We start from the raw sequence: 26,725 nt of genomic DNA, 5'->3' as shown, positions 1-26,725 counted from the left end.
GCTGGAGTTTCTCAGAGCAGACGTCGCCTGCTCGGGCTGGTTACTAAAACGGCAGTTTCCCAAGGTCCACGTTGCCGCCCGAGAGAATGACTCCTACCGGCTGGCCGGCATAGGAGGCCTTATTTTTGAGCAGGGCGGCCAGGGCCACGGCGCTGGAGGCTTCTACCACAATTTTCAGCCGCTCCCAAATCAGGCGCATGGCGGCAATAATCTCATCCTCGCTAACCAGAATAATAGCGTCAATGCCCGCTGAATCAGGGGAAAGTTGATGTCACCGAGCTGCGTTTTCAGCCCGTCGGCTATGGTGTCGCCGCCGGCATTGCTCTCGATGCGGCCGGCTTGCAGGGAGCGGTAGGCATCGTCCATGGTGGCTGGCTCGCCGGCTACTACCCGGCAGTTGTGGCCGCAGGACTGGGCCGCCAGAATGGTACCCGCCACCAGCCCACCTCCGCCCACTGGCGTGAACAGGTAAGTTAGGTCGGGCTGCTCGGCCAGCAGCTCCAGAGCAGCCGTGCCCTGGCCCAGAATCACATTCAGGTCGTTGGAGGGGTGAATGAAAGTGGCTCCGCGCTCAGCTACGAGTTGCTGGGCGGTTTGCTCCCGGGCGCTGAGGGTAGGCTCGCACTCAATCACCTGGCCCCCGTAGGCCAGTACAGCCTCTTTTTTCACCCGCGGCGCATTGCTGGGCATTACAATATAAGCCGTTACGCCCAGGCTCTGGGCGGCCAAGGCTAAGGCCTGGGCAAAGTTGCCGGAGGAGTGCGTAACAACCCCCTGCCGCTGCTGCTCGGCCGAAAGCTGCATGACGGCATTAACGGCCCCGCGCATCTTAAAAGCGCCCATGCGCTGGAAATTCTCACACTTAAAATACAAAGTAGCCCCGGCCAGCTCATTCAGCAGACGCGAGGTAAGCACCGGCGTGTGGTGAATATAGGGCTTGATGCGGGCGTGGGTTTGCGTTAGCGCGGTAAATAGAGTGTCATCTTGGTGCATAATGCTGGTGGTTGCGGCGGCCCTGGTTTGCAAGATAGGCAGCCCGAAGCGCACCTGCAGGAGCGGCTAGTTAACAAGTTAACCAAAGCGGCGCTGAAATTGAGGTCCGGTTTCTAGCCTGAATATCTCAGCGTGCCTACCCCAACGCAAGCGTTCTGCCGGGGGCCTGGAAGGTGAAGTAGACTGCACGTAACAGCAGCGCCGGCAGGGTATTGCTGTGCTACCCTCACCGGCTACAGGCTTCATTCTAATCCACGTTTAATAGAACTATAATTAACAACTAATATAGCTTTAATTTGCTATAGTTGTAATATGCTCGGCCACGCACCGCCAGCAGCGGGTTTGCGGGGGCGGCGCTACCTCGCTGTAAGCTAGCTGAAAGGGGGTTGCGGAGCACGGGCGCCACCGGCCAGCGGCGGGCTTACTACAGGAAGCGGTGTATGGAATTACAAGTAACCAGCGGGCCGCCTCAGCAACTGGCGGAAGCCGACAACTCCCGGACCTACTACGGCGAACAGGAACGCCTCCTGGCGCTGCAGGCGCTGGACATTCTGGATTCCGAAGCCGAACCAGAGTTTGAGGACATGGTGCAGCAGGCGGCGCGGTTGTGCGCGGCGCCGGTGGCCTGCATCAGCTTTCTGGACGAAACCCGCCAGTGGATCAAGGCCCAAACCGGCAGCTGGCTGCCGGAAATACCTCGGACCCGGTCCTTCTGCGCGCGCACCCTGCAAGCCAACGACCTGCTCCTGCTGGACGCAATGAGTGCGCCCGCCCTGTTTGCCGCTACCCCGCTCACTTACCACGATACCCCCGTAGTGGCCTACGCCGGCTACCCCATCCGGACGGGCGAAGGCTATGTGGTGGGCGTGCTAAGCGTGAGTGACGTGGTGAGCCGAACCTTTAGCCCGGAGCAGCAGCAGTTTCTGCAGCTACTGGCCCAGCAGGTCAGCCAGGCCCTGGCGCTGCGCCTGGCCCGGCGCGCCCGGCTGGCGGCGGAGGCATCGGTGCAGCGGAAACAAGCGTTTCTGGCGGCCATGAGCCACGAAATCCGCACCCCCATCCACGGCATTATGGGCCTGAGCCGGCTGCTGCAGGAAAGCTTTATTACGCCGCAACAGGAGGAAAACCTGGCTATTATTGCTTCCACGGCCGAAAACCTGCTCAATGTTATCAACGACATTCTTGACTTCAGCAAGGTAGAGTTGGGCAAGATGGAGCTGGAGCGGGTACCGTTTGACGTGGAAGCCACCGTGCGGGACGCCACCCGCTCGGTGCAGCACATGGCCCAGAAGAAAGGCATCAGCCTGCAAACCCTGGTGCAGAGTCCGGGCGCGCTACCTATAATAGAGGGCGACCCCCTGCGGCTGCGGCAAATTCTGCTGAACCTGCTCACCAACGCCCTCAAATTCACGGAGGAAGGCCAAATTACGGTTTCCGTGGAAGTGCAGCACCAGGACGCGGCTATGGTTTACCTGGAGTTTTGCGTGGACGACACCGGCATTGGCATCAGCATGGACAAGGCCGAGGAAATATTCCGGGCCTTTGACCAGGCCACCAGCAGCACTGCCCGCCGGTACGGGGGCACGGGGCTGGGGCTAGCCATCTGCCGCAGCCTGATTGAATTGCAGGGCGGCCGCATCTGGCTGGAAGGCCGGCCGGGCCAGGGCAGCTGCTTCCGCTTCTCGCTGGCCTACCCCATCAGTGCCGCCCGGCCCTACGCGGAGGCCGTGCTCCCCCGCTGGCTCCGGGCTTACTGCAGGGCCTCCACATATTACTGGCCGAAGACAACCCCGTTAATAAATTGCTGGCCACCTCATTACTTCAAACTTGGGGCGTGCAGGTAGCCATTGCCACCGATGGGCAGCAAGCCCTGGAGCTGGCCAGCTCCCACCCCTACGACCTGCTGCTAATGGACATTCAGATGCCGTTGCGCACGGGGCTGGAAGTCACGGCCGACCTGCGCGCTACGCCCAACCCCAACCAGCAGACTCCCATCATTGCCCTGACGGCCAATGCCATGCCCGCCGAAGTGCAGACCTTCAGCCAGCACGGATTTACGGACTTTCTGATCAAACCTTACCACGAAGCTGATCTGTACCGGCTGTTGGTGCGCACCCTGGGCCGGACCGACGTGGCCCCCGACCTGCCCCAGCCAACCTACGATTTTTCCCAGCTCGGGCGGCTGGCGCACGATGCGGCCTTCATCCGAAAAATGCAGCAACTCTTCCTGGATACGGTGCCGGGGCAGCTGCACGCCCTAAAAAGTGCCGTGAGCCACGGCCACTGGACCACGGCAGGCCAGCTGATTCACAGCTTAAAATCGACGTACGGCAGCATGCAGATGGCCGAGGCAATTCGCTGCCTCCAGCGGCTGGAGCAGGCCCTGCAGCCACCCGTAACGGCTGCCGCCCCGCTGATGAGCTTGCTGGAGCTGCTCGGTGCCATTACCAGTCGCACCGTGGAGCTGTTTGCCGACCACCTGCGCCAGCCGCTCCCCGACCAGCCACCTCCTGCTGCCTAGCCCGCGGCAGCATAGGTAGCTACTACCACGTAAGCGCGGCCGCTGGCCCTCCCGCAATCCACGAAACTTGCGCATCTTAACTAAGATACTGATAATCAATAGTTAATAATTAATTAACTAAGCCTCACACCCATTGTTGGTGGCCAACTTTTGTACCTGATACCGAAGGCAAAACGGCATCCCGCGGATAGACACAATTATTTAATCTTATTCTACCATAAATTTTGACGGTATCCTTATCTAATTAAATTTTTAATTGTTATAATTACATATTAATCAACTCTAACTCCAGAATTGCGTACTATCAGCATCGTGGGTCATACTAACCAAGTAGCGCCCGGGATAAACAAGGAGTTCATTACTCCCTGATTCCTCCGTCCACCAGCCGTTTGTGTATCACCTTCACGCTTCACATAGTAGTAGAAACAGCCGTTGGCACGGTGAGCGGGCATGTTCTACTACCTCATTTCCTGGCAAACAACTAGTGTTTGCCTAACCGCTCTGCTCTACTGGTGCCCTTGCTCCCCTGCTAGCGCCTAGAATTCTCCCTCTCCCACCCTACTGCTCCCCACCAACCTTGGTCAGCGGCTACAGCTGCGCCAAGGCGTATTGGTGCGCTGTACCGTGCCATACTCCATAGAACCGCCTCAAAAAAGACAAAATTTTATTGAATTAGTAACACAAGTTTAAGTTGGTTTTCAACTTTTCCTTTCACCATAACCAGCCGCCCGTATGGTAGTACCCAAGAAACAACTGCTTATCGTGGACGATGAGCCCTCCATTCGCCTGATTTTGGAACACTATTTCTCTGGTGAGTATGATGTAGTAGTGACCTCCAACGGGCAAGAAGCGCTAAACTGGCTCCAGAAAGGCCACCAGGCCGACGCCATTGTGGCCGATTACGAGATGCCCCAAATGGACGGGCTGGAGTTTCTGAAACGCTTGCGGGCGCACGCCTCCCACGCCACTACCCCCTTGCTGATGCTGTCGGTGGCCGATGAAAGCAGCAAGAAAATCCTGTGCCTGAAACAGGGTGCCGACGATTACATCGTGAAGCCCTTCAACCCCGAGGAGCTGGAAATCAGGATTAAAAACGTGCTGGGCCGCGTCCGGGCCTGAGTTTACTGCCTGCTGCTACCCGCTTGCCGCTCTGCCCTACCCCAAATTCCCTTTCTGTATTGGTCGACTGCTACCAACACTCTTTGGCTATGAATGCTACTGCGCCTAACCTTTACCCTTCCGGCCCTCCTCCTCAGCCCCTGCTGCCCAGTTGGCGGCCACTCACACACCGCAACCCAAAGAAAACCACCGCCCGCAAGCGCTCCGCCGCTACCCGCGCCCTGCAGATGCCGGTGGCCAAGCGGGCCTTCGATATCCTGGTTTCCGCCAGTATTCTGCTGGCTCTGCTACCCCTATTTCTGCTGGTAGCCCTGCTGATTAAGCTGGAATCCAAGGGGCCGGTGCTGTACTACTCCTACCGGGTGGGCACGGGCTACCGCAAGTTTCGCTTCTGGAAATTCCGGTCTATGCGCCAGGATGCCGACCAGCTGCTGGCCTCGGTGAAAAACCTGAACCAGTACCAGGCCGCGGCCCCCGCGATTGCTCCTGCGCCGGGTGCGTGCGCCTGCCACGCGGGCCACGACGGGCCCTGCCAGAACCATTTGATTGACCAAAACGGCAACCTGATCTGTGAGAAGTACTACGCCCAAACCAAAAAGGCGCGGGAAGAGGCCACCTTCATCAAGATTGCCAACGACCCGCGCATTACGCGCATTGGGCTGTTCATTCGCAACACCAGCATTGATGAGCTGCCCCAGCTGTTCAATGTGCTGCGCGGGGATATGTCATTGGTTGGCAACCGCCCCCTCCCCCTCTACGAGGCCGAAAAGCTTACCACCGACCAGTTTGCCACTCGTTTCCTGGCTCCGGCCGGTATCACGGGCCTCTGGCAGGTGAGTAAGCGGGGCAAAGGCGGCGACATGTCGGCCGAGGAGCGCAAAGCCCTGGACGTGGAGTACGCCACCAATTACTCCTTTCGCAAAGACCTTCAGATTCTGCTCCGGACTTTCCCGGCCCTGCTGCAAAAGGAAAACGTTTGATGAAAACTCTACTCTGCTGCCTGGCCCTGGCCGCCGGCCCGCTGCTGGCCCGCGCCCAAACGGGGCCGCCCGCGCCCCCCACCGAAACGTGGGAGGAGCGCTTTTTTAAGTCGCCCGAGGCCGTGCTGCCCATTTTGCACCAAGCCGCCATCAGTCACTCGGCCGGCATTGAAAAGCTGGAGCTGGCCAAGCAGGTAGCCAGTGAGGACATCCGGCTGGCGCGCAAGAAGATCCTGAACATCCTGGCCCTGACCTCCAGCTACAGCTACGGCACGCTGCCCTACTTTGCTACCAACGGCTCCACGGAGCGCATTCAGCAGCTCAACGCTTTTTCGCTGAGTGCCCGGGCCCAGTACACGGTAGGCCTGAACATGGCCGTGCCGTTTGAGCAGCTAGCCAACCGCCGCGCTACCGTGCATAAGCAAGAGCTGATTTTGCAGCAGGCTGTGGCGGAGCGGGCCGTGGGCGAAACGGAAATCCGCCGCCAGGTGATTCTGCTGTACCAGGAACTGGCCCTGGCCCACGCCAACCTGCAGCACCACCAGAACGCTGTGCAGTCGGCCAGCATTAGCAAGAAGCTGGCCGATAGCAAGTTCCGCAACGGCGAGATGCAGGTGGATGAACAGATGGCAGCCACGGAGCTGCACGGCAAGGCCCTGCTGGCCCAGGCTGAAGCCCGCAACAAGTACCAGACGGCCATGCTGCTGCTGGAAGACTTTCTGGGTACTCCCCTCCATGTTTTAATGACCGGCAGATGACCCTGAAAGACCTCTACCGCCTCCTGCGCCGCCACTGGCTGCTGCTGCTGCTCGTGCCGCTGGTTACCACGGCCTCCGTGTTCTATTTTGGCCGCAACCGGGATAAGAAGTACACTTCCGACACGGTTATTTACACCGGTATTGCCTCGGGCTACAAGATTGACGGCGACAACAACGCGGCCGGGGGCGGGTGGAATGCCGCTTCCACAGCCTTTGACAACCTGCTGTCCTTGATTACCTCCCGCGACACCCGCGAGGAGGTGTGCCTGCGCCTGCTGGCCCGCCATCTGCTGGAGCGCAAAGCCACCGGCGCCACGGCCGCCGCCCGGCCCCAGCAAGCCTCGGCGGCGCCAAGCGGCCTGCTAGCTTCAGTGCAGCGCGTGCTCCTGCCCACCAAGCTAGCGGCCGCCGACCAGCCCCTGCTGGATTCATTGGCCGCTACCCTGGCCGGCAGCACCGAGGAGGAAACCCTGGCCAACCTAACGGCCGCCTACCGGGCCAGCAACACCAACGCCGTGTACAAGCTGTTCTATTCCAAGCACCCCTACTACTCCGAAGCGGCCATGTGGAATATTTCCGCCAGCCGCGTCAAGGACAGCGACCTGCTCCGGATTGAGTACAGCTCAAAGAACCCCCAGATTTGCCGCGAAACCCTGGACATTCTCACCCAGGTGTTCATTCGCAAGCACAAGGAGTTGTTTGTGGGCCAGAACGAAAACGTCATTGGCTACTTCGACGCGGCCACCCAGAAAGCTTACGCCCGCCTGCAGGCCGCCGAGCAAAAGCTGCTGCAGTTCCACCAGCGGCACAACATCGTCGACTACGACAAGCAGATGGTGACTTCCACGGAGGAGCGCCAGCTGACAGCCGATAAATTCAACGAGCTGGAAATGCAGTACGCTGGCGCCAGCTCGGCTCTGAAATCAACGGAGTCGGCCCTGGGCAAGCGGGGCGTGTCCAACCTGAAAAGCCAGGAGATTCTGCGCCTGCGCAACCGCCTAGCCGATTTAAACGGACAGATTGCGGAGGTGGAGCTGCTAAACAAAAGCGCCAACAGCCCCGATGGGGCGGCCCGCCTGGCTACCCTTACCCAGCAGGTAACCACCATCAGCAACAGCCTGGACGAGGCCGTAAGCAGCTACGACGCCGACACCCGCTCGGCCCAGGGCGTGGCCGTGAAAGACCTGCTGCAGGACTACACCAAGAATGTGCTGCAGGTAGAGGACCTGCGCGGCCAGCTCAGCTCCATGCGCCGGCAGAAGGAGAACTTCACCAGCCAGTACAACAGCCTGGTGCCGCTAGGGGCCGAAATCCGCAAAATCCGGCGGGAGGTGGAAATAGCCGAGAAGGAGTACATGTCGCAGGTAGAGGGCCTAAAGCAGAGCAAGCTTTCCCAGCAGAACGTGGAGCTGGCCTCCCAACTGAAGGTAGTCGACCCGCCGAACCTACCGGCTACGGCGGGCGGCACCCGGCTGCTGGTGCTGCTGCTGGGTGGCCTGATCGGTTCCTTCCTGTTTACGGGGGCGGGCGTGGTAGCGGCGGACCTGCTCAATAACTCCCTGCAGAAACCCGCCTTGGCGACCAAAGTGACCAGCTTTCCGGTCATGGGCATCATCCCGAACACTACTAACCTCAACCAAAAGCAGCTCCTGGACGCCCAGCGGGCCGAAGACCAACTGGCCCGGCAGCTGCTGCTGAAAATGCACCAGAAGGACGACTCCACGAAGCCCTTCATGATTGGGGTGCTCAGCAGTCAGAGCGGCGAGGGCAAAACCACCCTAGTTACCTCCCTCACGGCCAGCCTGAACGGCATGAAAATCAAAACCCTGGGCTTGTTTCCGAATGACCACGCCGACCACGCCTGGCTGGAGGGTCACACCTCCTACTACTCGCCCCTGCAGGGGTTGTCGCAGGGCGTGACAGTAGCCGACCTAGCGGGCACGCGCACCTACAACAATGCCGTCATCATCGTGGAGTTTCCGGCCTTGCTAGAAGCTACCTACCCCGCCTCCCTGCTGCAAAGCCTCGACCTGATTCTGGTGGCCGTGAAAGCCACCCGCAGCTGGGAGCAGGCCGACAAAAAGATCTTCGAGAACATCAAAAATGTTTCGAAGGCCCCGATTGAGGTAGTACTCAACGGCGTGCTGCCGGAATACGTGACGGACTTCATTGGCGCCCGAGTGAAAGCGGCCGGCGGCAAGCGGGCCGGCCTACCCCCACGCCCGCTGCAAGGCCTACTCAACCCCTAGCCCAGCGCTACGAACGGAAGTTGGCAAAGCGGGCATAACGCCTCCCACTTCCTACCCCGCTACCTCTTGTTTACCACGACCTCATGAGTCACTACGCATCATCAGCCAGCTTCAAAAGCCGGGGGCTTCAGCTTCTGCTGGGGGTGCTGGCGGCCGTGGCGGTGGGCTGGGGTACGGCGCGGGCGGGGGTGCTGGTGCCGGCCCTGCTGATTGTGCTGGCGGTGGTGGTGCCATTTGTCATCATCCTGTTTACGACGCCGCGGGTGGGCATCATTGCCTTGCTTTGCTACTGCTTCCTGTTCTTTATTATTGATCGGGAGGTAGGCGGCGCGCCCTACGGCATGGCCATTGACGGGCTGCTGATTACCACGGCCGTGGCCGTGCTGGTGCAGCACCGCCGCTTCGACTGGAGCTACATCAAAAACGATTTGGTGCTGCTGACCCTGTTCTGGTTTGTGGTAAACATTCTGGAGCTGGGCAACCCCTCGGGTGCTAGTGTGATGGGCTGGGTGCAGGAGTTTCGGAGCGCTTCGTTCTACTGGCTGCTTACGGTGCCCCTGAGCCTGCTGCTGTTCAACCAGAAAAAAGACCTGAACCTGTTTCTGGTGCTGCTGATTGGGCTGTCGGTGCTGGGCACGCTCAATGGGCTGAAGCAGCTGTATATCGGCCTTTCACCCGGTGAGCAGCAGTTTCTGGATGAGGGCAATGCCAAAACCCACCTGCTCTGGGGCAAGCTGCGGGTGTTTTCCTTCTACAGCGACGCCGGCCAGTTCGGGGCCTCCCAAGCCCACATTGCCCTGGTGGCCCTGATTCTGGGGTTCGGTCCGTTTAAGAAGTGGCAGAAAACGCTGCTGCTCGTGGCGGCCGGGCTGCTGATTACGGGCATGTTCATTTCCGGTACCCGCGGGGCCTTGTTTGCCTTGCTGGTCGGGATTGGGGTAGCCCTGTTGATCAGCAAGAACATCAAGGCCCTGGTGGTGGGCTCGGTGCTAGCCCTATCGGCGCTGTACGTGCTCAAGTACACCCACATCGGCGACACGAACTACAACATCTACCGCATGCGCACGGCCCTGGACCCCCAGGACGCCTCCCTGAACGTGCGCCTCAACAACCAGCTGGTGCTGCGCAACTACCTCGATTCCCACCCTTTCGGGGCGGTGTGGGCACCATTGGGGCCTGGGGCATCAAGTACAACCCGGGCAGCTACCTGGCCACCATTCCGCCCGACAGCTACTGGGTGAAGGTGTGGGTGATGTACGGCATTGTGGGCTTTATCATCTGGTTTGGCATCATGCTCTACATCGTGGGCAAGGGCTGTGGCATCGTCTGGAACATCCGGGACCCCAAGCTGCGGGTGAAGCTGAATGCCCTGACGGCCGGCGCGGCCGGCATCCTGTTCTGCAGCTACGGCAACGAGGTCATCAACTTCATGCCCTCGGCCATCATCGTGTACATCTCCTGGGCCTTCATTTTCCTGGGGCCCCGGCTGGATTCGGACCCTGAACTTGTACAGCACTAACTGGTCTATGGCAACGCCTCTGGTATCCATTATTTCCATCAACTACAACCAGGCTCAGGTAACCTGCGAGATGGTAGCTTCCCTGCGCCAGCTCACGTACCCGGCCGTGGAAATCATTGTCGTTGACAACGCTTCGCCTACCGATGACCCCGGCATTATTACCGAGCAGTTTCCGGAAGTGCAGCTCATTCGGTCCGATAAGAACCTGGGCTTTGCCGGCGGCAACAACCTGGGCATCCGGCAGGCTACGGGCAAGTACATCCTGTTTCTGAACAACGACACGGAGGTGGCCCCGGGCTTTCTGGAGCCCTTGGTTGAGCTGTTCGAAAACAACCCCGACGCCGGCATTGCCTCGCCCAAAATCATCTTCTACGGCACCAACGATGTTATTCAGTACGCCGGCTCCCGGGGTATCAACACCTGGACGGGCCGCAGCGTGACCATCGGCCACGGGGAGCCCGACGCCGGCCAGCACAACACCTCCGGCCCCACCAAGCTTGCCGACGGGGCCGCCATGATGGTGCCGCGCCGCGTGATTGACGAGGTGGGCCTGATGCCGGAGGTGTACTTTCTCTACTACGAGGAGCTGGACTACTGCGAAATCATTAAGCGCTGGGGCTACAGCTGCCACTACGTAGCCGAATCCACGATTTACCACAAGGAGTCCCTGTCGGTGGGCAAGTCGTCGGTGCTGAAAACCTACTACATGAACCGCAACCGCCTGCTGTTCATTCGCCGCAACTTCACTGGCTGGTCGTTCTGGACGAGCACCTGCGTGTTCCTGCTGGCGGCTCTGCCCAAGAAAGCCGTGACGTTTTCGCGCCGCTCCGAGTGGAGCCACCTGCGCGCCTTGGGGCGCGGCTTGTGGTGGAACCTGCAGCACCTGGGCACTTCTTCCGCTACCTCCTAACCGCCGCACTATGACCCTTTTTACGCTTCTTCTGGATGGGCTGCTGTGGGTGCTGGGCATCTACCTAGCGCTCAACTGCGGTTACCTGCTGTTTTTTGCCGTGGCCGGCCACCTGAATCAGCCCCGCGTCACGGCCCCTACGGATGGCACCCAGCGTCGCCGCCCGGCCCGCACCATGTGCGTGCTCATTCCGGCCTACCGCGAGAACACGGTGATACTGGAAACCACCCGGGCCGCCCTGCGCCACGCCTACAGCGGTGGGCACGCCGTGTGCGTTATAGCCGACGGCTTACAGTCCGAAACGGTAGCCGCCCTGCGGGAAATGGGCGCCCAAGTGCTGGAAGTGCACTTTGAGCGCAGCACCAAAGGCAAAGCCCTGCTCTACGCCCTGGAGGCCCTGCCCCAGCATCAGTTTGAGGTGGCCATGGTCCTCGACGTGGATAATATTATGAGTCGGGGCTGCCTGGAGGCAGTAAACCAGGCTTTCGAGGCCGGCTACCAGGTAGTGCAAACCCACCGCACGGCCAAAAACACCGACTCGGCCTTTGCCCTGCTCGACGCCTGCAACGAGGAAATCAACAACCACATTTACCGCAAGGGGCACTTTGCGGTGGGCCTCTCGGCAGCTCTTATTGGCTCGGGCATGGCCTTCGAGTTTGGCTACCTACGCCAGCTGCTCATGGGCATTGGCGAAACGGTAGGCGAGGACAAGGAACTGGATTTCCGCATTGCCCGCGACCAGGAGAAAATCTGCTACCTCGACCACGTGTACGTGTACGATGAGAAGGTCGAAAACGCCCAGGTGTTTACCCAGCAGCGCAGCCGCTGGCTGGCCTCGCAGTTCGAGTTTCTAAAGAAATACGCCGCCGAGGGCCTGGAACAGCTCATGGAGCACGACAACTTCGAGTTCTTCAACAAGGTAGTGCAAGCCTTCCTGGTGCCGCGCATGCTGCTGATTGGGGTGCTGGGCGTGCTGCTGGTGGTGTCCGCGGGGCTGAGCTTCGTGCTGCCGGTGGGCCCCTCGCCCCTGTTCTGGGCGGGCCTGCTGACTGTGCTGGGCCTCACGCTACTGGCCTCTTTGCCCGCCCGCCTCTACAACAAGCAGCTGCTCACGGCCATCGTGCGCCTGCCCTACGCCCTGCTGTGCATGGTGCTGGCCTTGCTGCGCATCAACCGCTCCAAAACCGCCTTCCTCGCCACGCCCCACCGGGTCCAGACCCTGGATGCTTCTATGGAGCATTGACCCCACCCCAACCCCTCCCCGGTGGGGAGGGGCTTATGCTAGTACCACAACGGCTCCAGTTGATAACGTTGCCACAGTAACCGAAGCCCCTCCCCACCGGGGAGGGGTTGGGGTGGGGTCCACGTCACTTCCTTATCCACCAGCAAACCATGCCTTTCGAAATCATTGCCCTACCTGCCGCGGCCTGCTTGGTGTTCGGCTTCATCCGGGGTCTGCGGGCTCGTCAGCAATCCTAGCGCCGACGCCGCCAGACCTCACTTTACCTCGTTTTGGCAGCTGCTGGCGCCCAGCGGCGCTACGCTGCACTTCCTCTGCTACTCAGGCTACTCCTTTATGATGAGCAACGTGTATCTCTACTTGTTTTGGGCGGCCTTTGCCGTGGCATTTTATACCTACGTGGGCTACGGTCTGGTGGCCTGGGCACTAGCCCGCCTTGCGCGTGCAGTGCGGCCGGCGCGGCCGCTGGCGCCCTTTGTGCCTGAGGTGACGCTGGTGGTGCCGGCCTATAATGAGGCCGATATTCTGGACGATAAAGTTGCCAATTGCCTGGCCCTGGACTACCCCCGCGAGAAGCTACGGCTCCTGTTTATCACGGATGGCTCCACCGATAACTCGGCCGACGTATTGGCCCGCTACCCCCAGGTAGAGCACCTACACTCTCCCTTCCGAGGCGGCAAGTCCTTGGCCGAAAACCGGGCTATGGAGTTTGTGCGCACGCCCTACGTGGTATTCACTGACTGCAACTCCTTCCTGAACCCCGAAGCCGTGGGCGAAATGGTGAAGCACTACCAGGACCCGCAGGTAGGCGCTGTGTCGGGAGAGAAAAAGGTGCTGGCCCACGACTCGGCCTCTGGGGCCGGCGAGGGCCTGTACTGGAAGTACGAGTCCTTCCTCAAGCGCTGCGACTCCGAAATCTACTCCTTGATGGGCGCGGCCGGCGAGCTGGTTTCCTTCCGCTCCAACCTGTTCCAACCCCTGGAAAAGGACACCATTCTGGACGACTTCATTCAGTCCCTGCGGATTGTGGAGAAGGGCTACCGGGTAGTATATGAGCCGGCCGCCTACGCCGCGGAAGCACCTTCGGCTTCCCTGGCTGAAGAAATGAAGCGCAAAATCCGCATTTGCGCCGGCGGCTGGCAGTCCATGGTGCGGCTGCGCTCCTTGCTGAACCCGGTGCGGCAGCCGCTAGTAACGTTCCTGTACGTTTCGCACCGAGTGCTGCGCTGGAGCATTACGCCCGTGGCCCTGGTGCTGCTGCTGGTGCTGGGCGCGGTGCTGGCCGGCGTGCAGGGTGGGTTTTACGCGGCCTTTTTTGCCGGGCAGGTGCTGTTCTACGGACTGGCCTACCTGGGCTGGCGCGCCGAAAGCCGGGGCCGCAGCCGCAAGGCGCTGCTGGTGCCGCTCTACTTCACCCTGATGAACCTGGCCGTGTTTGCCGGCTTCCGGCGCTACCTGCGCAATGCCCAGCCCGCAGCCTGGGAAAAGGCGGCCCGCAACCAGACTCTCGAAGGAAACCTGAGCATTCCGAAAGCCTGAATTCTGCCCTGCTTCTACCCCACCCGCCTGTTTGGTAGCCGTTCACCCAACTTCCCTCGGCGATGAGAATAGCCCACCTGATAATGGCGCATAAAGGCCCCGAGCAACTTGCCCGCCTGGTGAAAGCCCTGGCCCACGAGGGCTTCGACTTTTACATTCACCTGGATGCCAAGGCCGACCGCCGGGAGTTTGCTTTTCTGGAAGAGTTGCCGGGCGTGCGCCTCACTACCACCCGCTTGTACGTGCGCTGGGCTTCCTACCGCTTTACCAAGGCCATTGTGGAGTGCACCCGCGAAATCCTGGCCACGGGCATTGAGTATGATTTCATCAACCTGATGAGCGCCCAGGACTACCCCATCAAGCCCGCCGAAACCATCTACGATTTTCTGGCGCGCAACCGGGGGCGGTCCTTTCTTTCCTTTGAGTCGAGCGAGGAAAACTCGGAGTGGTGGGCCCACGCCATTACGCGGGTGGAGAAGTACCACTCCACCTACTTCCACTTCAAGGGCCAGTACTTCCTGCAAGCCACCATCAACTGGCTGCTGCCCAAGCGCACGTTTCCGCTGCCCTACACCTTGTACGGCGGCAAAGACGGCTCCTGGTGGACCATCAGCCGCCCTTGCGCGCAGTATCTGGTTGATTTTCTGGACAATAATCCAGGTCTGCGCCGCTTCACGATGTTTACCTGGGGCTCTGATGAGTTCTTGATTTCGACCATTCTCATGAACTCGCCCTACCGCCCGACCATCGTCAACAACAACTACCGCTACATCGACTGGAGCCAGGGCGGGGCCAACCCCAAGGTGCTGACCGCCCTGGATTTTGAGGCCCTGCGCGCCAGCCCCCAGCTTTTCGCCCGCAAGTTTGACCCGGCAGTGGACGCCACCGTGCTAGACCTGGTGGACGACCTGTTGCTGGCTGCCCCGCTCCACCCCGTTTCCTAGCCCGTTTTACTTATGGAAAGCCCGATGCAAGGTCGTGATATAGTGGTGGTGGGGCAGCAGCCCTGGGACACCGAAATCGGCAGCAACTGCAAGAACATTGCCCTGGAGTTTGCCCGCCACAACCGGGTGCTCTACGTCAACTCGCCCCTGGACCGCAACACGGTACTCAAGCACCGCCACGAAGCCCGGATTCAGCGCCGCCTGCGCGTACTGCGGGGGCAGGAGCAGGCCCTGGAAACGGTGGGCGAAAACCTCTGGGTGCTCACTCCGGATACCATTGCCGAATCCATTAATTGGCTGCCGCCTTCGCCGGTGTACACCGCGTTCAACAAGCTGAATAACCGCCGCTTTGCCCGGGCCATCCGGCGGGGCATCACGGCCCTGGATTTCCAGGATTTCGTGTTGTTCAACGACAACGACATCTTCCGCAGCTTCTACCTGAAAGAGCTGCTGCAACCGGCTGTGAGCGTGTACTACTCCCGCGACTACATGCTGGCCGTGGACTACTGGCGCAAGCACGGCCGCCACTTGGAGCCCCAGCTTATTGCCAAAAGCGACGTGTGCGTGGCCAATTCCAGCTACCTGGCGGCCTACTGCCGGCGCTATAACCCCAACTCCCACTACGTGGGCCAGGGCTGCGACGTAGCGCCAGCGCCGGCCGCCGAGGCTACCACCCCAGCCGACCTGGCCGGCATTCCGGGGCCGCTGATTGGCTACGTGGGGGCGCTGGTGAGCCTGCGGCTTGACGTGGCGTTGCTCCAGCAACTTGCCGAGCAGCGCCCCACCTGGAGCCTGGTGCTGGTGGGCCCCGAGGATGAGGCGTTCCGGGCCAGTGCCCTGCACCAGCTGCCCAACGTGCACTTCCTCGGCCCGAAGGCGCCCGAGGAGCTGCTGGCCTACATCCGGGAGTTTGCCGTGTGCCTTAACCCCCAGCTGGTCAACGACATGACTATCGGTAACTACCCGCGCAAGATTGACGAGTACCTGGCCCTGGGCAAGCCCGTGGTGGCTACCCGCACCCAGGCCATGGACATCTTCGCCGACTATACTTACCTGGCCGAGTCGGCCGCTGATTACGTGCGGCTGATTGAGCAGGCGCTGGCCGAAGACTCTGAGGAGCTTCAGCAGAACCGCGCCGCGTTTGCCGCTACCCATACCTGGGAAAACAGCGTCCGGCAGATTTACGCGGCCATCCGGGCGGCTTCGGCGGGTGCTCTTGCCGCGCCGGCCGCGCCTACTGCCACCCTGGTTTCTGCCTGACACCGCGCACTCCCCTACGGCTGCGGGCTGCCCGCGGCCGCCCTGTTCCCACCTTTTCGCCCCTTGCCTGATGCTCGCCGTCTTTAAAAACCGACACGTACTATCCCTGACCGGCAACGGCGTGATGGCCGTGTTCAGCATCCTGACCTACAGCATCCTGTACCGCTTTCTGCCCGAGACAGATATGGGCAACTGGGTGTTTTTTCAGTTTGCCTTCCTGCTGCTCGACACCTTCCGCACGGGCCTGCTGCAAACGCCCCTGATTAAGTTTTACGCCGGCGCCGACCTGGCCCGCCAGACCACCGTAGCCGGCTCGTCGTGGTTTATTGGCCTGCTGGTCACGGGCTTTTTCGTGGTGCTCAACCTGGTAACCCTACCGCTGGCCCCTACACCACCGATGCCGGCGTGCTGCTGCTGCTCAGCTACTTCGGCCTGAGCCTGGTGGTTACGCTGCCATTCAACGTGGCCGTGTGGCTCCTGCAGGCTGAGCAGCGCTTCGATGCCATCCTGACGATTCGGCTGCTCAACCAGGGCTCCTTTATTCTGCTGACGCTTTTGCTCTACTGGCTCGGAAAAATCAGCTTGCTGGGCATTGTGTACTCGTTTCTGGCCAGCTCCCTGCTCACGAGCGTGGTAACGCTGGTAATGGGCTGGGCCCGGCTGGGCGCAATTCGGCACAAAACGATGGAGTGCGTGCGGGAGGTGTTTCACTTTGGTAAGTACAGCTTCGGCACGTTTCTGTGCGCTACCCTGCTGCGCAGCTCCGATACCTTCATCATCAAGTTTATGCTGGGGCCGGCCGCCCTGGCCGTCTACAACCTGCCTCAGCGCCTGCTCGAAATCATTGAAATTCCTTTGCGCAGCGGCCTGGCTACGGCCATGCCCGATATGTCGGCGGCCGTGAACCGCAAGCGCAACGATGAGGTAGCCCACACGCTCAAGAAATACGCCGGCTCCCTCACCCTGCTCTTCATCCCGATTACGCTGGGCGTGCTGGTGTTTGCCGATGTGATTGTGCTGGCCATTGGCGGGCAGAAATACGTGCACACCGAAGCGGCCAACATCTACCGCATCATGATTATATGCGCCCTGCTCTTCCCCATTGAGCGGTTTCTGGGCGTCACCCTCGACATCATCAACAAGCCCCAGCTCAACCTCATCAAGGTGCTGATTGCCCTGACCATCAACACCACCGCCGACATTCTGTGCATCAAACTCACGGGCAGCATTTACGGGGCGGCGGTGGCCTCGGCCTTTACGCTGGTAGCCAGTTTGGGCTACGGTTACTGGGTGCTCAATAAATACCTACCCCTGCATTACCAGGACACGTTTCCGCTGGCCCTGGCCGAGTTTCGCAGCCGCCTCACCGTGCTGTTTCAAAAGGTGAGACTTATCACAAACCGCAACCCTACCTTATAAAGTAAGGTACCGCGCTTCCTTACGGACGGAAAGGGTGTAGGAGCTGCCAACCAGTATAGTCTCCGAGTGAAGCCCATAATGCCGGAGCATGTCTTTACACCGTTCCCGTCCATTGCTGTCCGCACCAAGGTGGCGGGTTAGTAAGCTAATAGGCCGTCATGCAGAGGCGCAGCCGAAGCATCTCGCTCGAATCGTTGGGTTAGTTTGGCAACGTCAGCACGCGAGATGCTTCGGCTGCGCCTCTGCATGACGTCCTGTGAGGGATGTAAACAGTAATCAGTGAGGCAGTCTTACACCAAAAAGAACGTCATGCTGAGCGGAGTCGAAGCATCTCTACCGCTTCGTTCGCACGTTTGGAGGTAGCAGTAGAGATGCTTCGACAAGCTCAGCATGACGGGCTGTTGGCTTACTGTCCGTTTGGTATTCGGTTGTCTGCTCAAATCATGCTCCTGAAACGCAAAACTGTCCTTCCGAGCAGGGCGAGGAATCTAGGTTAGCCTCTCTGGAGTGTGACCTAGATTTCTCGCGCTGCTCGGAAGGACAGTGGACAAATTTCGCTATGCTGCTACTCCGGCAGGACTACCTACTCTGACAGCACTACCCGTTGGTTGAGCACGGCGGCGGGAGTGGTCAGCCGGACGAGGTACACGCCGGTGGGCAGGCCCTGGGCGTGCAGCGTAACGCGCTGCGTACTGCCGGCTTCCACCGGGCCGGCCAGCAACTGGCGCACCAGTCGGCCCTGCAGGTCGTACACGGCCAGGGTAACCCGGCCGGTTGTTAGCGGGCGGAAGGTGATTTCGCTGCTGGTGCTGAAGGGGTTAGGCGCTACCGTGAAGACTAGGTCCTCAGCGGCACTGGCCGTTACGCGGGCCGCGGCGCCGTCGCCTAGCTGAGCACTGCTGGCCGTGGCCGTCAGGCGGGCGCTGCTGCCCGTGTAGGGCGACAACCGGCTACCGGGAATGGGACCTTCCATGGTGCCATCAGGCAGCTGCCAAGCCACGGACACCTGGTCGTCGCCGCCTTGCTCTTTGTGCAGGGCCTCAATGTAGTAGCGCTGACCGGCCGTCAGGGTAATGGGGGCTGATTTCTGGCTGGCGTACTTGTTCCACTCGCGGGAGTTGGTGTAACCGTTTATCGAGGCAATCCGCACTTTGCGGGCGGGGTCACCATCGGAACTCAGCCACAGCTCGCAGTTGTCGTCGCCGGCAAGCCAGAAGGTATAGGCGCCGGTTTGGGGTGGGCACAGGTAGCCGCGGATGCGGGCCCCGTAGTTGTCGCCGAGGTTGCGGCTGCTTTCAAACTGAGTGAGCTGGCTGGTGCTGGCCGGCGCAGTCTGCACCGGAATGTCGGCCACGGCCGAGCCACCCACGTTGTTCCACTGCTCGCGCAGAATGCTGCCCGTGGCTGAGCACACAGCCGGCGCCGACGTAGCTGGCGGGGTGCTGCTGGTGCTACCCGCCGCCGGCAGGACAAACAGCGGCGTTTCCGTTACCAGAAGGCTCAGCTGCCCGTTCGTTAGGTTTACGCGCTGCACGGCCAGAGCGCTGGCACCGGGGCGGTACACATCGGCGTAGGCGGCGTTGCCCAGGTTGAGGGTGTACTGCACGGTGCGGCCGCGCTCGTCGGGTACTACCAAGGCGTAGGCTTGCTGCCCGTTTAGCTCGTAGCGGTCCACTACGGGGTCGGTGTTCAGGGTTTCCTTGAACGTGTATTCGCCCAGTAGCTGGTTGGTTTGACGCAAGTACTGAGTAGCCAGGCGCGGGGTGCGGTCGGCGTTGAGCAGGCCCATGGTGGCAAACTGGGTGGCGCTGCCCGGGTTGTCGTCGTAGAGCTGGTAGAAGAACACGCGCTCCACCCCGTAGCGCGGGTAGAGCAGGGCCGTGCGCAGCAGCCAGTCGGCCTGGGTTTCCTGCACCGAGCGGCTGCCGATGGCAATGGCCTTGAACGGGCTGCCCTGGTTGGTGTCGAAGCCAGTTTCAGTAATCCAGACGGGCATGTTGCCGCAGTACTGCCGGGCCATCTGCACGAAGCTGCGCGCTACCGGCGCCGCATCCGACACCTCCGGGGCCGCGCCACGGGTAGAGTTGCCGCCCTGGGACGTGCCGGCGTCGTTGGAGTAGTTGTGGTAGTTGATGACGTCCCAGCAGAGGTTCACGCTGCCGTCGGGGCGGTAGCCGCGGTGCTGGCGGCACCACTCCACCATGCCCTTCACGTACTCGGGGTCGGGTTTGGCCAGGCCGGCCATGACTACTTGCATGGTGGGGTCGGCGTTTTTCACCCCAATGCCCGCGCCCATGGTGTTCTTATGCCCATCGTAGAAAGCCGAGAGGTTGGCCGCGTACTGGGCGGGCGTTTGGTAGGCTTTGGCGCCCTTCCACCACTTGTCCCGCTCGTTGTCGCACTCCACGTAGGTAATCAGGTTCAGGCCAATCTTCACCTCATTAATACCGTCGCCGGGCCAGCGCGGGGTAGTATTCACCGTCACGAGGCTGCGGCTCAGGCCGGTGTTGCGGCCGTAGCGGGCGGCAAACTGGAAAGCCATGCGGGCCTGCTCGCGGTAGGAAGCGGGGTTGCTGAAGTCGGCGCCCCCGCGCACGGGCACGTTTTCGTTGTCGCGCTGGTCGGCGGGCCAGGTGTTCAGCAACCAGCCCGGTAGGGTTTTAATGCAGGCCAGCACTTCCACGCCTTCGGCCTTGAGGCGCTGGTACATGGCATCGTAATTCCAGCCCCCGCTGTGAGTAGGATTGAACGTGTAGCTGCCCTCCGAGGATTCCAGCCGCTCCCAGTCGAGGTAGTGGCGGATGCCGGAGAAGTTCTTCACGCCGGCCAGGCGCGTGGCTTCCACCTCCCAGGGCCGGTTGGGGTCTTCCAGGTCCCATTCAAAGGCATTCACCCCGAAGGATTGCTTGAGTTTGATTGCCCGGGCCGCGGTGCTGGGCGTGCTCGGCGTAGTAGGCGCCGGGGCCGGCGCGGCCTGCACGGTTAGGTTTTGGTTTACGTTAGCGGCTGCCAGGTAGGCAGCACTACCCGCCTGTGAGGCGGTAATGGTGGTAGTACCCGCGCCCACCACGGTAGCCTGCCATTGCCCGCCGGCATTAGAAACCGAAGCCACCGCCGGATTCGACGAGGTAAAGGTCATGGGCGTAGCCGAGTTGGTGCTGGTGGCGCTAAGCGCAAATGGCGCGTCGCCCACGGTTTTGCCCGGCAGCGCCCCGAAGCTGATAACGGCTTGTGGTAATGCGGGGCTCGGGGTCGGGGCTGGCGCAGGAGTTGGGCTAGGCGCCGGGGCGGGGCTAGCGGTGCCGCTGGCGTACCCGAACACCTGAATCTTGTGCGGCAGGTTGTTGCAGTACTTCCGCACGATAATGGCATCGGCGGCTACCGGCGTGGCTACTGCCAGCTCTACCCACTGCTGGTAAAGGGCCCCGGTGAAGGTACCCAGCAAGGTGCGCTGGGTACCATTGAGGGCGTAAATGGAAGCGGGCTTATCGGCAAAGGAACCCTCGAAATCATAGAGCCGCAGCCGACTCACGTTCGTGCGCTGGGCCAGCCGGAGCGTCACGTCGATGTACTGAAAGTTGGTAGGGTCCCAGTGGTTGCGGACCAGGTCGTTTAGGTTGTCATTCAGCCAGGGCGAGTAGTCTTGGCCGGTGTTTACGCTGGGTGTAATGGTAGTGATGCTGACCCGCGTTTCGCTTTGGGCCCGGGCCGTGAGGGCCAGCAAAAAGCACACAGCATAGGCCAGCAGCGCCATCCATCTGGAAAATTTCCCCATCTCGAAAGTGTTTGGTGAAGGTGTGGGGTAAGCCGCTACCGCGCGGGCTACTCTCATTTTGGTAAGCCAATCTGCCAGGCAGCAGACTGGGTAGTGTAGTGCGCTAGTGTGGTTCCCGCAGTTGCGGAATCGTATTTTCTCATCCTCCCTCAGCGTCTCTTAGCCAACTGATTTGCAGCCGATAGGCTACTTCTCACCCCACTCCGAGACGCCCTCTCCTCCCACCGGGAAGCTCCTTGGTTTGCCACCGTAAAGACCGGCAAACCGTGTCCGTACTCCTACCACCTACCCCTGCGCCCCAGTTGAACCGGCCGGAGTTTGGGCGTTGATACTGTCTTTGTTCGGGCCGGCACTCACGCCGCCCAGTGGCCTCCTGCTTCTGTCGTTATGCGTTTCCCTGCCAGCCAACCCGTTCCGTTAGCTGCTTAAACTTCGTCAAAAATACAATTCGCGAGCAGTCTGGGCACGCTAAATTGCTGACAAACGGGCATTTTATCGATATTTCAAAAAGTGATGCTTGAATAATACAAAAATCCTTCCCTATCATCCCAGATTCTGGTTTAGTTAGGCCCCGCGGCTACTTGCAGCCCAATGGGTTCCAGCGTGGTGAAAAAGGCCGGGGTTGCGTCCAGCAGTAGCTCCCGGCCCGGCAGGCGCATACTCACGCCGGAACTCCCGAAGTCCCAGGCACGCCGCTCCACGGCTCCTACGAGCCAACCGGCCGGAAAAGAGTAGCGGACGGTAGCTTCTTCTCGCTGATCGAACTCCGTTTTGGCCCACAGCACATACTGGTACTGGCCGTTGCGCCGGAACGCGGCCCCGTCTGCCTGCTCGGGCAGCTGGAGGGCGGCGGTGCGGGCGGCATCGTAGCGCCAGCCTGCTAGCAGCTCGGCGGTGGTTTTGAAGCCCAGACCAAGTTGGGTCAGTTTTTCCCGGCCGGGCAGGTCGCGGTTCATATTCTCATACATACCCATAAGCTTGAACTCGTCGTCGACGGCAATGCCCGCGGGCTGTTTGGGGCGTCGGCGGCTTCGGCTACACTATAGAAGTGCACCTGCCGAATGCCGTTTTTCTGGGCAATGATCAGGGCCTTCATGCCGAAGTTGCGCTGCATCTCATCGGAGCCGTAGCGCCACTCGGCGGTGCGGCGGCTAATGTTGGTTTCCGTGACGATGAAGTGCTTTTCGGGGTAGGTTTCGCCGTTGAAGCCGTGCTGGTGCAGCACGGCCTCGAACTGGGCCTTGTGGCGCAGCAACTGAGCGGCGGCGTTGTCGGAGTTGCGCAGGTAGTTGAAGCCGGTGTGCAGCAGATTGCGCCGGCGCAGGTAGTACGAGGGGTACACATGGTAGTCCACCACGTCGAAATACGCCCCGCCTCGGGCCGGAAATTGGGCCGTAACGGCGCCGCTACGGGGTTATCGGTGTAGCGCAGCAGGGCATCGAGGTACTCGGCGTAGCCCAGGCCGCCGGGCGTCACGTAGTCCTCGGGGCAGTACTTTTTCACTATCTCCCAGGTGATGCGCAAGGTGCGGATGTAGTGGTAGATAGGCGCCAGCGTGTTGGTGGTTTCGGCCGGCCTGGGGGCCCGCTCCAGCCACTCCTTATTGCTGACATCGGTAATAAAATCGGGCTCATTGACTACCTCCCAGAAGCGAATATGCTTGCCGTAGGTTTGGGTAAGCCGGTAGACATAGGCGGCGTAGTAATTGCGCGGATTGACAGTGCTGTCGGCCAGCCAGATGGGCTCGTAGAGGTTGGCAAACAGCTTGGAGGACTCCCGGCATCCGGGGTACACGGTCTGGTCGCGGTGCTCGGCCGAAGGTTCACCCACAAAGCACACCAACTCCCGCAGGCCCAGGTTGGTGGTGTGGTGGTCGAAGGCGGCCTGCCGAGCCTGCCAGCCCCACTTGTCCAAAAACTGATCGGGCAGGGTTACTCGGATGGTTTGCCCGCCGGCCTTGCTGATGGCCGAGGCCAGGTGCTCGTCGTCCCAGCCGCTGCCGTAGTAGCCCATGTTGCAGCCGTAGCCAAAGTCGGCGGTGTAGGGCCGCACGTAGCTTTCGGCGGTATGCGGGGTACGCGTGACGGGCGGCGGCTGGGGCTAGTGCAGGTAGCACAAAGCCACGCCGCGCCCAGCAGCATCGGTTCGGGCAACCGTTTCCCAACCTTTCGGCGCCAGGTAGTAAAACTGTTCATAGCAGGGCTTTCAAGGGTGACCGGTACTTGAAAGGTGGGCGGTAGCAGACTGCTTGCCCAATACGGAGCTGGTCCGCTAGCCCGCCGCAACAGCGGAAAAGCTAGCCGAATTTGTAAAACATGAACGTGGAGGGCCGGACGGGTGGGGGTCAGTCCAGGAGGCGGCAACAGCAATATGCTCCAAAACAGCCGACGCTGTTCTGGTCGCTCAAGATAGGAATTAGTATTTTATATTCAAGATTAAATAATACTAAACCGTGCAAACCTGCTGCTTGCCAGGAGCGGAATATCCGTACTCGTCTCTACCTAATGCGGTGTATGCCCAGAAGGACAAGCCGTTCTAAACTTATCGGAGTCAGTTGGAAAGATTGCGGGCTTAGATCTTAACGTACACTCAAAAAAAGCCCGTTATGCGGAGCCCCGCGCAGGGCCTACTCACGCGCAAACGAGTTGATGGTATCAAGTCGGGCTGCGGGGAGTAGGCCCTGCGCGGGGCTCCGCATGACGGGTGAGTCAATGAGCCGATATGTTCCGCTAGCGGTGCGCGGAATGCTTTCCGGCTATTTCCCTTCCGCTTACTTAAATCAGCTCCGTTATTTCTCGCACGCCAATCGGCCTCTCCCGCGTAAATCCTTCGCCAAATTCGGCTCCTATTAGGTGGCCGAACTCGCGGGCACGAGCTTCCAGGAATTGGCTGAACACGGGTGTGGACAGATAAGTAGTGGGCTCCGTGCTGTTGGGGTTGTAGAACTGGGTGCCGTAGGCCTGGATGGCTTCCCACTTTTTGGGCCAGTGCGCGGTAATATCTACCACAAAATCGGCCGGAATCTGGCGGTCCTGGATGTAGTGATACACCACGCGGGGGCGCCAGGGCTGCTGGGGCTGGCCGTCGTCGCCGAGGGTTTCAATCATGCGCAGGCCCGAGAGAAAGCACGCCTCCGACTCCAGCTGGGAGCCGCGGCCGTGGTCGGGGTGCCGGTCATGAATGGCGTTGCAGAGGACCACGTCGGGCTGGTAGCGGCGCAGGGCGGCTATTAGCGGCAGCTGGTGTTCCCGGTCGTTGCGGAAGAAGCCATCAGGCAGGCCCAGGTTTTCGCGGGCGCTCAGGCCCAGGATGCGGCTGGCGGCTTCGGCTTCCTGGGCGCGGGTAGCGGCAGTGCCCCGGGTGCCCAGCTCCCCCGGGTCAGGTCCACGATGCCGATTTTCTTGCCAGCGGCAGCGGCGGCCAGCAGCGTACCGGCACAGCACATTTCAACATCATCGGGGTGAGCTCCGAAGGCCAGAATATCAAGTTTCATGCAAAAAAAGGGAAGACGAGAGGAAGGAAAGTCGCTACCAAGCACGAAACGCAAGCTCGGGCCACGGGTTTAGCTCGGGCAAAAGTAGCAGGTTAGCGCGCTTGCACTACTGATAGCGCCTTGCGGCTACCACCTAGCGAAAACCCTGGCCTGTGGCAATGAGTTACACCAAGCAATCCACAACGAGAGCCAGCTCCCACCCATACGGCAGCAACCTGTAGTGCCCTGGACGGGGCATCTACGCATTTTCTCCTTTCATTTATGGAATATAGACAACTTGGCCGCTCTGGCCTGCGCATTCCGGTCCTGAGCTTCGGCACGGCCACCTTCGGGGCGGCAACGAGTTTTTTAAAGCCTGGGGCAGCACTCAGGTTGACGAGGCCCGGCGCCTGCTTGACATCTGCCTGGAAGCGGGCGTTACGCTCTTCGACACGGCCAACGTGTACTCCCAAGGGATGTCGGAGGAGATTTTGGGCAAGGCCCTGGCAGGCCGGCGCGGGGAAGTACTGCTTTCAACCAAGGCTACCTTCCCCATGGGCGAGGACCCAAACGGCTACGGCTCCTCCCGTCAGAACCTGGTGCGAGCCTGCGAAGACAGCTTGCGCCGCCTCGGCACCGACCACATCGACATCTACCACATGCACGGCTTCGACGCGCACACGCCCGTGGAGGAAACCCTGCGCACCCTCGACGACCTGGTGCAGAGCGGCAAGGTGCGCTACATTGCCTGTTCCAACTTTTCGGGTTGGCACCTGATGAAGAGCCTGTCGGTGTCGGAGCGTTACGGCTGGGCGCGCTACGTGGGCCACCAAGCGTACTACTCGCTGGCAAACCGGGAGTTTGAGTGGGAGCTCCTACCCCTCGGCCTCGACCAAGGGGTAGGCACCATCGTCTGGAGCCCCTTATCGGCGGGCTTGCTAAGCGGTAAAATTCGCCGGGGCCAGCCCCTTCCGGAAAGCAGCCGGCTAGCCCAGGGCGGCGGCCAGGGCCCCAAAGTGCCCGACGAGTTGCTATTCGCCATTATTGATGCCCTCGATGAGGTAGCCGCCGAAACCGGCAAATCAGTAGCTCAGGTAGCCCTAAACTGGCTGCTCCAGCGCCCCACCGTGGTCAACCTGGTCATTGGGGCCCGCAACGAGGAGCAGCTCCGCCAGAACCTAGCCGCCGTGGGCTGGAACCTCACCCCCGAGCAAGTGGCCAAGTTGGATGCCGTCAGCGACACGCCGCCCATCTACCCCTACTGGCACCAGCGCAATTTCCCGATGCTGCACCCTAAACTGGTATAGCGGCGGTTAGTTCAGCCATGCACCTAGTGCCATGTTACCGATGCATGAGGCAGCAGCTTCGCGCTACTAGCGCAAAAAGCCCCGCTAAGGATTACACCTTAGCGGGGCTTTTTGCTGTTCTCGGTTCTATGGTCAGCCTACTTGATGCGGAGTGTTCGGCCTACGCGCAGTACCGCCGTGCCGCCATTCAGACGACGAATCTGGGCCTGCGATACGCCGTACTTATCAGCAATTTCCGACAGCGTATCGCCGCTGCGGATTTTATGCGTTACAATGCGCCGGGCCTGGGTGGGTTTCGCGGCGCTGCTGCGGCTACTGCTGCCGCCGCTGCTGGCACCCGGCACGCTCCCGCCCCGGTACCGCAACGACTTGCTGTAGTAGGCAAACAGGGCTGAAGTAATCTGAAAATTGTCTTTGATGAGGCGGTAATCCGGGAAGTCGTACATCCGCTCCGGGTCGATGGGGTTGCCTTCGTAGCGCACCTCAAAGTGCAAGTGAGAACCGCTGCTGCGGCCCGTGCTACCCCCCCAGCCAATAAGTTGGCCGGCTTTCACGAACGTTCCGGGCGCCACCAACGACTTCTGCAAGTGCCCATAGAGCGTCTCGATACCGTTGTAGTGCCGGACCAAGATGTAATTGCCGTAGCCGGAGCCGTCCCACTTCACAATGCGTACTACCCCGTCGAAAGCCGCTTTCACGGAGTCACCGGTTTCCAAATCC

General features: G+C 60.7%; 20 protein-coding genes and 2 pseudogenes. 16 read left to right on the top strand and 6 right to left on the bottom strand.

Going from position 1 to position 26,725, the window contains the following annotated elements; translation table 11 throughout:
- Positions 1 to 43: 43 nt before the first annotated feature.
- Positions 44 to 993: pseudogene (locus MUN84_RS00180) on the bottom strand (pyridoxal-phosphate dependent enzyme).
- A gap of 440 nt (positions 994 to 1,433) precedes the next feature.
- On the opposite strand from MUN84_RS00180, the gene MUN84_RS00175 reads away from it, so the two are divergent.
- The 15 genes from MUN84_RS00175 to MUN84_RS00105 all read left to right on the top strand — a co-directional run bounded on the left by MUN84_RS00175 (position 1,434) and on the right by MUN84_RS00105 (position 17,451).
- Complete coding sequence (locus MUN84_RS00175; protein WP_244696124.1) at positions 1,434 to 2,837, top strand: sensor histidine kinase; 1,404 nt, start codon at positions 1,434 to 1,436, stop codon at positions 2,835 to 2,837.
- Positions 2,795 to 3,514 carry a response regulator gene (locus MUN84_RS00170; protein WP_244696123.1) on the top strand — a complete coding sequence of 240 codons (720 nt, stop codon included), beginning with the start codon at positions 2,795 to 2,797 and terminating at the stop codon, positions 3,512 to 3,514. The genes MUN84_RS00175 and MUN84_RS00170 overlap by 43 nt, the downstream gene beginning before the upstream one ends.
- Positions 3,515 to 4,246: 732 nt before the next feature.
- Entirely contained in the window at positions 4,247 to 4,633 is a 387-nt protein-coding gene (locus tag MUN84_RS00165) for a response regulator transcription factor (RefSeq protein ID WP_244696122.1), read from the top strand.
- Between the two features lie 89 nt (positions 4,634 to 4,722).
- Positions 4,723 to 5,613 (top strand): sugar transferase, encoded by an 891-nt coding sequence (locus tag MUN84_RS00160; protein WP_244696121.1) that lies wholly within the window; start codon positions 4,723 to 4,725, stop codon positions 5,611 to 5,613.
- A complete protein-coding gene (locus MUN84_RS00155; RefSeq protein WP_244696120.1) occupies positions 5,613 to 6,371 on the top strand; it encodes a TolC family protein in 759 nt (252 codons plus the stop codon). Before MUN84_RS00160 ends, MUN84_RS00155 begins: the two co-directional genes overlap by 1 nt.
- A complete protein-coding gene (locus MUN84_RS00150) occupies positions 6,368 to 8,620 on the top strand; it encodes a hypothetical protein (RefSeq protein ID WP_244696119.1) in 2,253 nt (750 codons plus the stop codon). The genes MUN84_RS00155 and MUN84_RS00150 overlap by 4 nt, the downstream gene beginning before the upstream one ends.
- 83 nt (positions 8,621 to 8,703) lie before the next feature.
- Entirely contained in the window at positions 8,704 to 9,861 is a 1,158-nt protein-coding gene (locus MUN84_RS00145; protein ID WP_244696118.1) for an O-antigen ligase domain-containing protein, read from the top strand.
- Positions 9,780 to 10,139, top strand: coding sequence for a hypothetical protein (locus tag MUN84_RS00140; RefSeq protein ID WP_244696117.1), 360 nt, complete (start codon positions 9,780 to 9,782; stop codon positions 10,137 to 10,139). The genes MUN84_RS00145 and MUN84_RS00140 overlap by 82 nt, the downstream gene beginning before the upstream one ends.
- A gap of 7 nt (positions 10,140 to 10,146) precedes the next feature.
- Entirely contained in the window at positions 10,147 to 11,049 is a 903-nt protein-coding gene (locus MUN84_RS00135; protein WP_244696116.1) for a glycosyltransferase family 2 protein, read from the top strand.
- A gap of 10 nt (positions 11,050 to 11,059) precedes the next feature.
- Positions 11,060 to 12,292, top strand: a complete 1,233-nt coding sequence (locus MUN84_RS00130; RefSeq protein ID WP_244696115.1) for a glycosyltransferase family 2 protein — start codon at positions 11,060 to 11,062, stop codon at positions 12,290 to 12,292.
- A 165-nt stretch (positions 12,293 to 12,457) separates the two neighbouring features.
- Positions 12,458 to 13,828 (top strand): glycosyltransferase family 2 protein, encoded by a 1,371-nt coding sequence (locus tag MUN84_RS00125; protein WP_244696114.1) that lies wholly within the window; start codon positions 12,458 to 12,460, stop codon positions 13,826 to 13,828.
- Between the two features lie 62 nt (positions 13,829 to 13,890).
- Positions 13,891 to 14,772 carry a beta-1,6-N-acetylglucosaminyltransferase gene (locus tag MUN84_RS00120; protein WP_244696113.1) on the top strand — a complete coding sequence of 294 codons (882 nt, stop codon included), beginning with the start codon at positions 13,891 to 13,893 and terminating at the stop codon, positions 14,770 to 14,772.
- A gap of 24 nt (positions 14,773 to 14,796) precedes the next feature.
- Positions 14,797 to 16,032 carry a glycosyltransferase gene (locus tag MUN84_RS00115; protein ID WP_244696112.1) on the top strand — a complete coding sequence of 412 codons (1,236 nt, stop codon included), beginning with the start codon at positions 14,797 to 14,799 and terminating at the stop codon, positions 16,030 to 16,032.
- A gap of 70 nt (positions 16,033 to 16,102) precedes the next feature.
- Positions 16,103 to 16,468 carry a hypothetical protein gene (locus MUN84_RS00110; RefSeq protein WP_244696111.1) on the top strand — a complete coding sequence of 122 codons (366 nt, stop codon included), beginning with the start codon at positions 16,103 to 16,105 and terminating at the stop codon, positions 16,466 to 16,468.
- Positions 16,438 to 17,451, top strand: coding sequence for an oligosaccharide flippase family protein (locus MUN84_RS00105; protein WP_244696110.1), 1,014 nt, complete (start codon positions 16,438 to 16,440; stop codon positions 17,449 to 17,451). The genes MUN84_RS00110 and MUN84_RS00105 overlap by 31 nt, the downstream gene beginning before the upstream one ends.
- A gap of 583 nt (positions 17,452 to 18,034) precedes the next feature.
- On the opposite strand, the gene MUN84_RS00100 is transcribed toward MUN84_RS00105, so the two are convergent.
- The 4 genes and pseudogenes from MUN84_RS00100 to bshB1 form a co-directional block, all read right to left on the bottom strand.
- Entirely contained in the window at positions 18,035 to 21,226 is a 3,192-nt protein-coding gene (locus MUN84_RS00100; RefSeq protein ID WP_244696109.1) for a PA14 domain-containing protein, read from the bottom strand.
- Positions 21,227 to 21,786: 560 nt separating this feature from the next.
- A complete protein-coding gene (locus MUN84_RS00095) occupies positions 21,787 to 22,200 on the bottom strand; it encodes a hypothetical protein (protein WP_244696108.1) in 414 nt (137 codons plus the stop codon).
- A 118-nt stretch (positions 22,201 to 22,318) separates the two neighbouring features.
- Positions 22,319 to 23,278 carry a hypothetical protein gene (locus MUN84_RS00090; RefSeq protein WP_244696107.1) on the bottom strand — a complete coding sequence of 320 codons (960 nt, stop codon included), beginning with the start codon at positions 23,276 to 23,278 and terminating at the stop codon, positions 22,319 to 22,321.
- Between the two features lie 722 nt (positions 23,279 to 24,000).
- A pseudogene (gene bshB1 / locus MUN84_RS00085) lies at positions 24,001 to 24,719 on the bottom strand (bacillithiol biosynthesis deacetylase BshB1).
- A gap of 389 nt (positions 24,720 to 25,108) precedes the next feature.
- Between bshB1 and MUN84_RS00080 the strand changes: the two are divergent.
- Positions 25,109 to 26,005, top strand: coding sequence for an aldo/keto reductase (locus MUN84_RS00080; RefSeq protein WP_317239239.1), 897 nt, complete (start codon positions 25,109 to 25,111; stop codon positions 26,003 to 26,005).
- A gap of 137 nt (positions 26,006 to 26,142) precedes the next feature.
- On the opposite strand, the gene MUN84_RS00075 is transcribed toward MUN84_RS00080, so the two are convergent.
- Positions 26,143 to 26,721 (bottom strand): M23 family metallopeptidase, encoded by a 579-nt coding sequence (locus MUN84_RS00075; protein ID WP_244696106.1) that lies wholly within the window; start codon positions 26,719 to 26,721, stop codon positions 26,143 to 26,145.
- Between the last annotated feature and the right edge of the window lie 4 nt (positions 26,722 to 26,725).

The sequence above is a fragment of the Hymenobacter sp. 5516J-16 genome, assembly GCF_022919335.1.
In the GTDB taxonomy this organism is placed as follows: Bacteria; Bacteroidota; Bacteroidia; order Cytophagales; family Hymenobacteraceae; genus Hymenobacter; species Hymenobacter sublimis.
The sequence above is the reverse complement of the archived record's forward strand: the minus strand, read 5'-3'. Positions and strand labels throughout refer to the sequence as shown.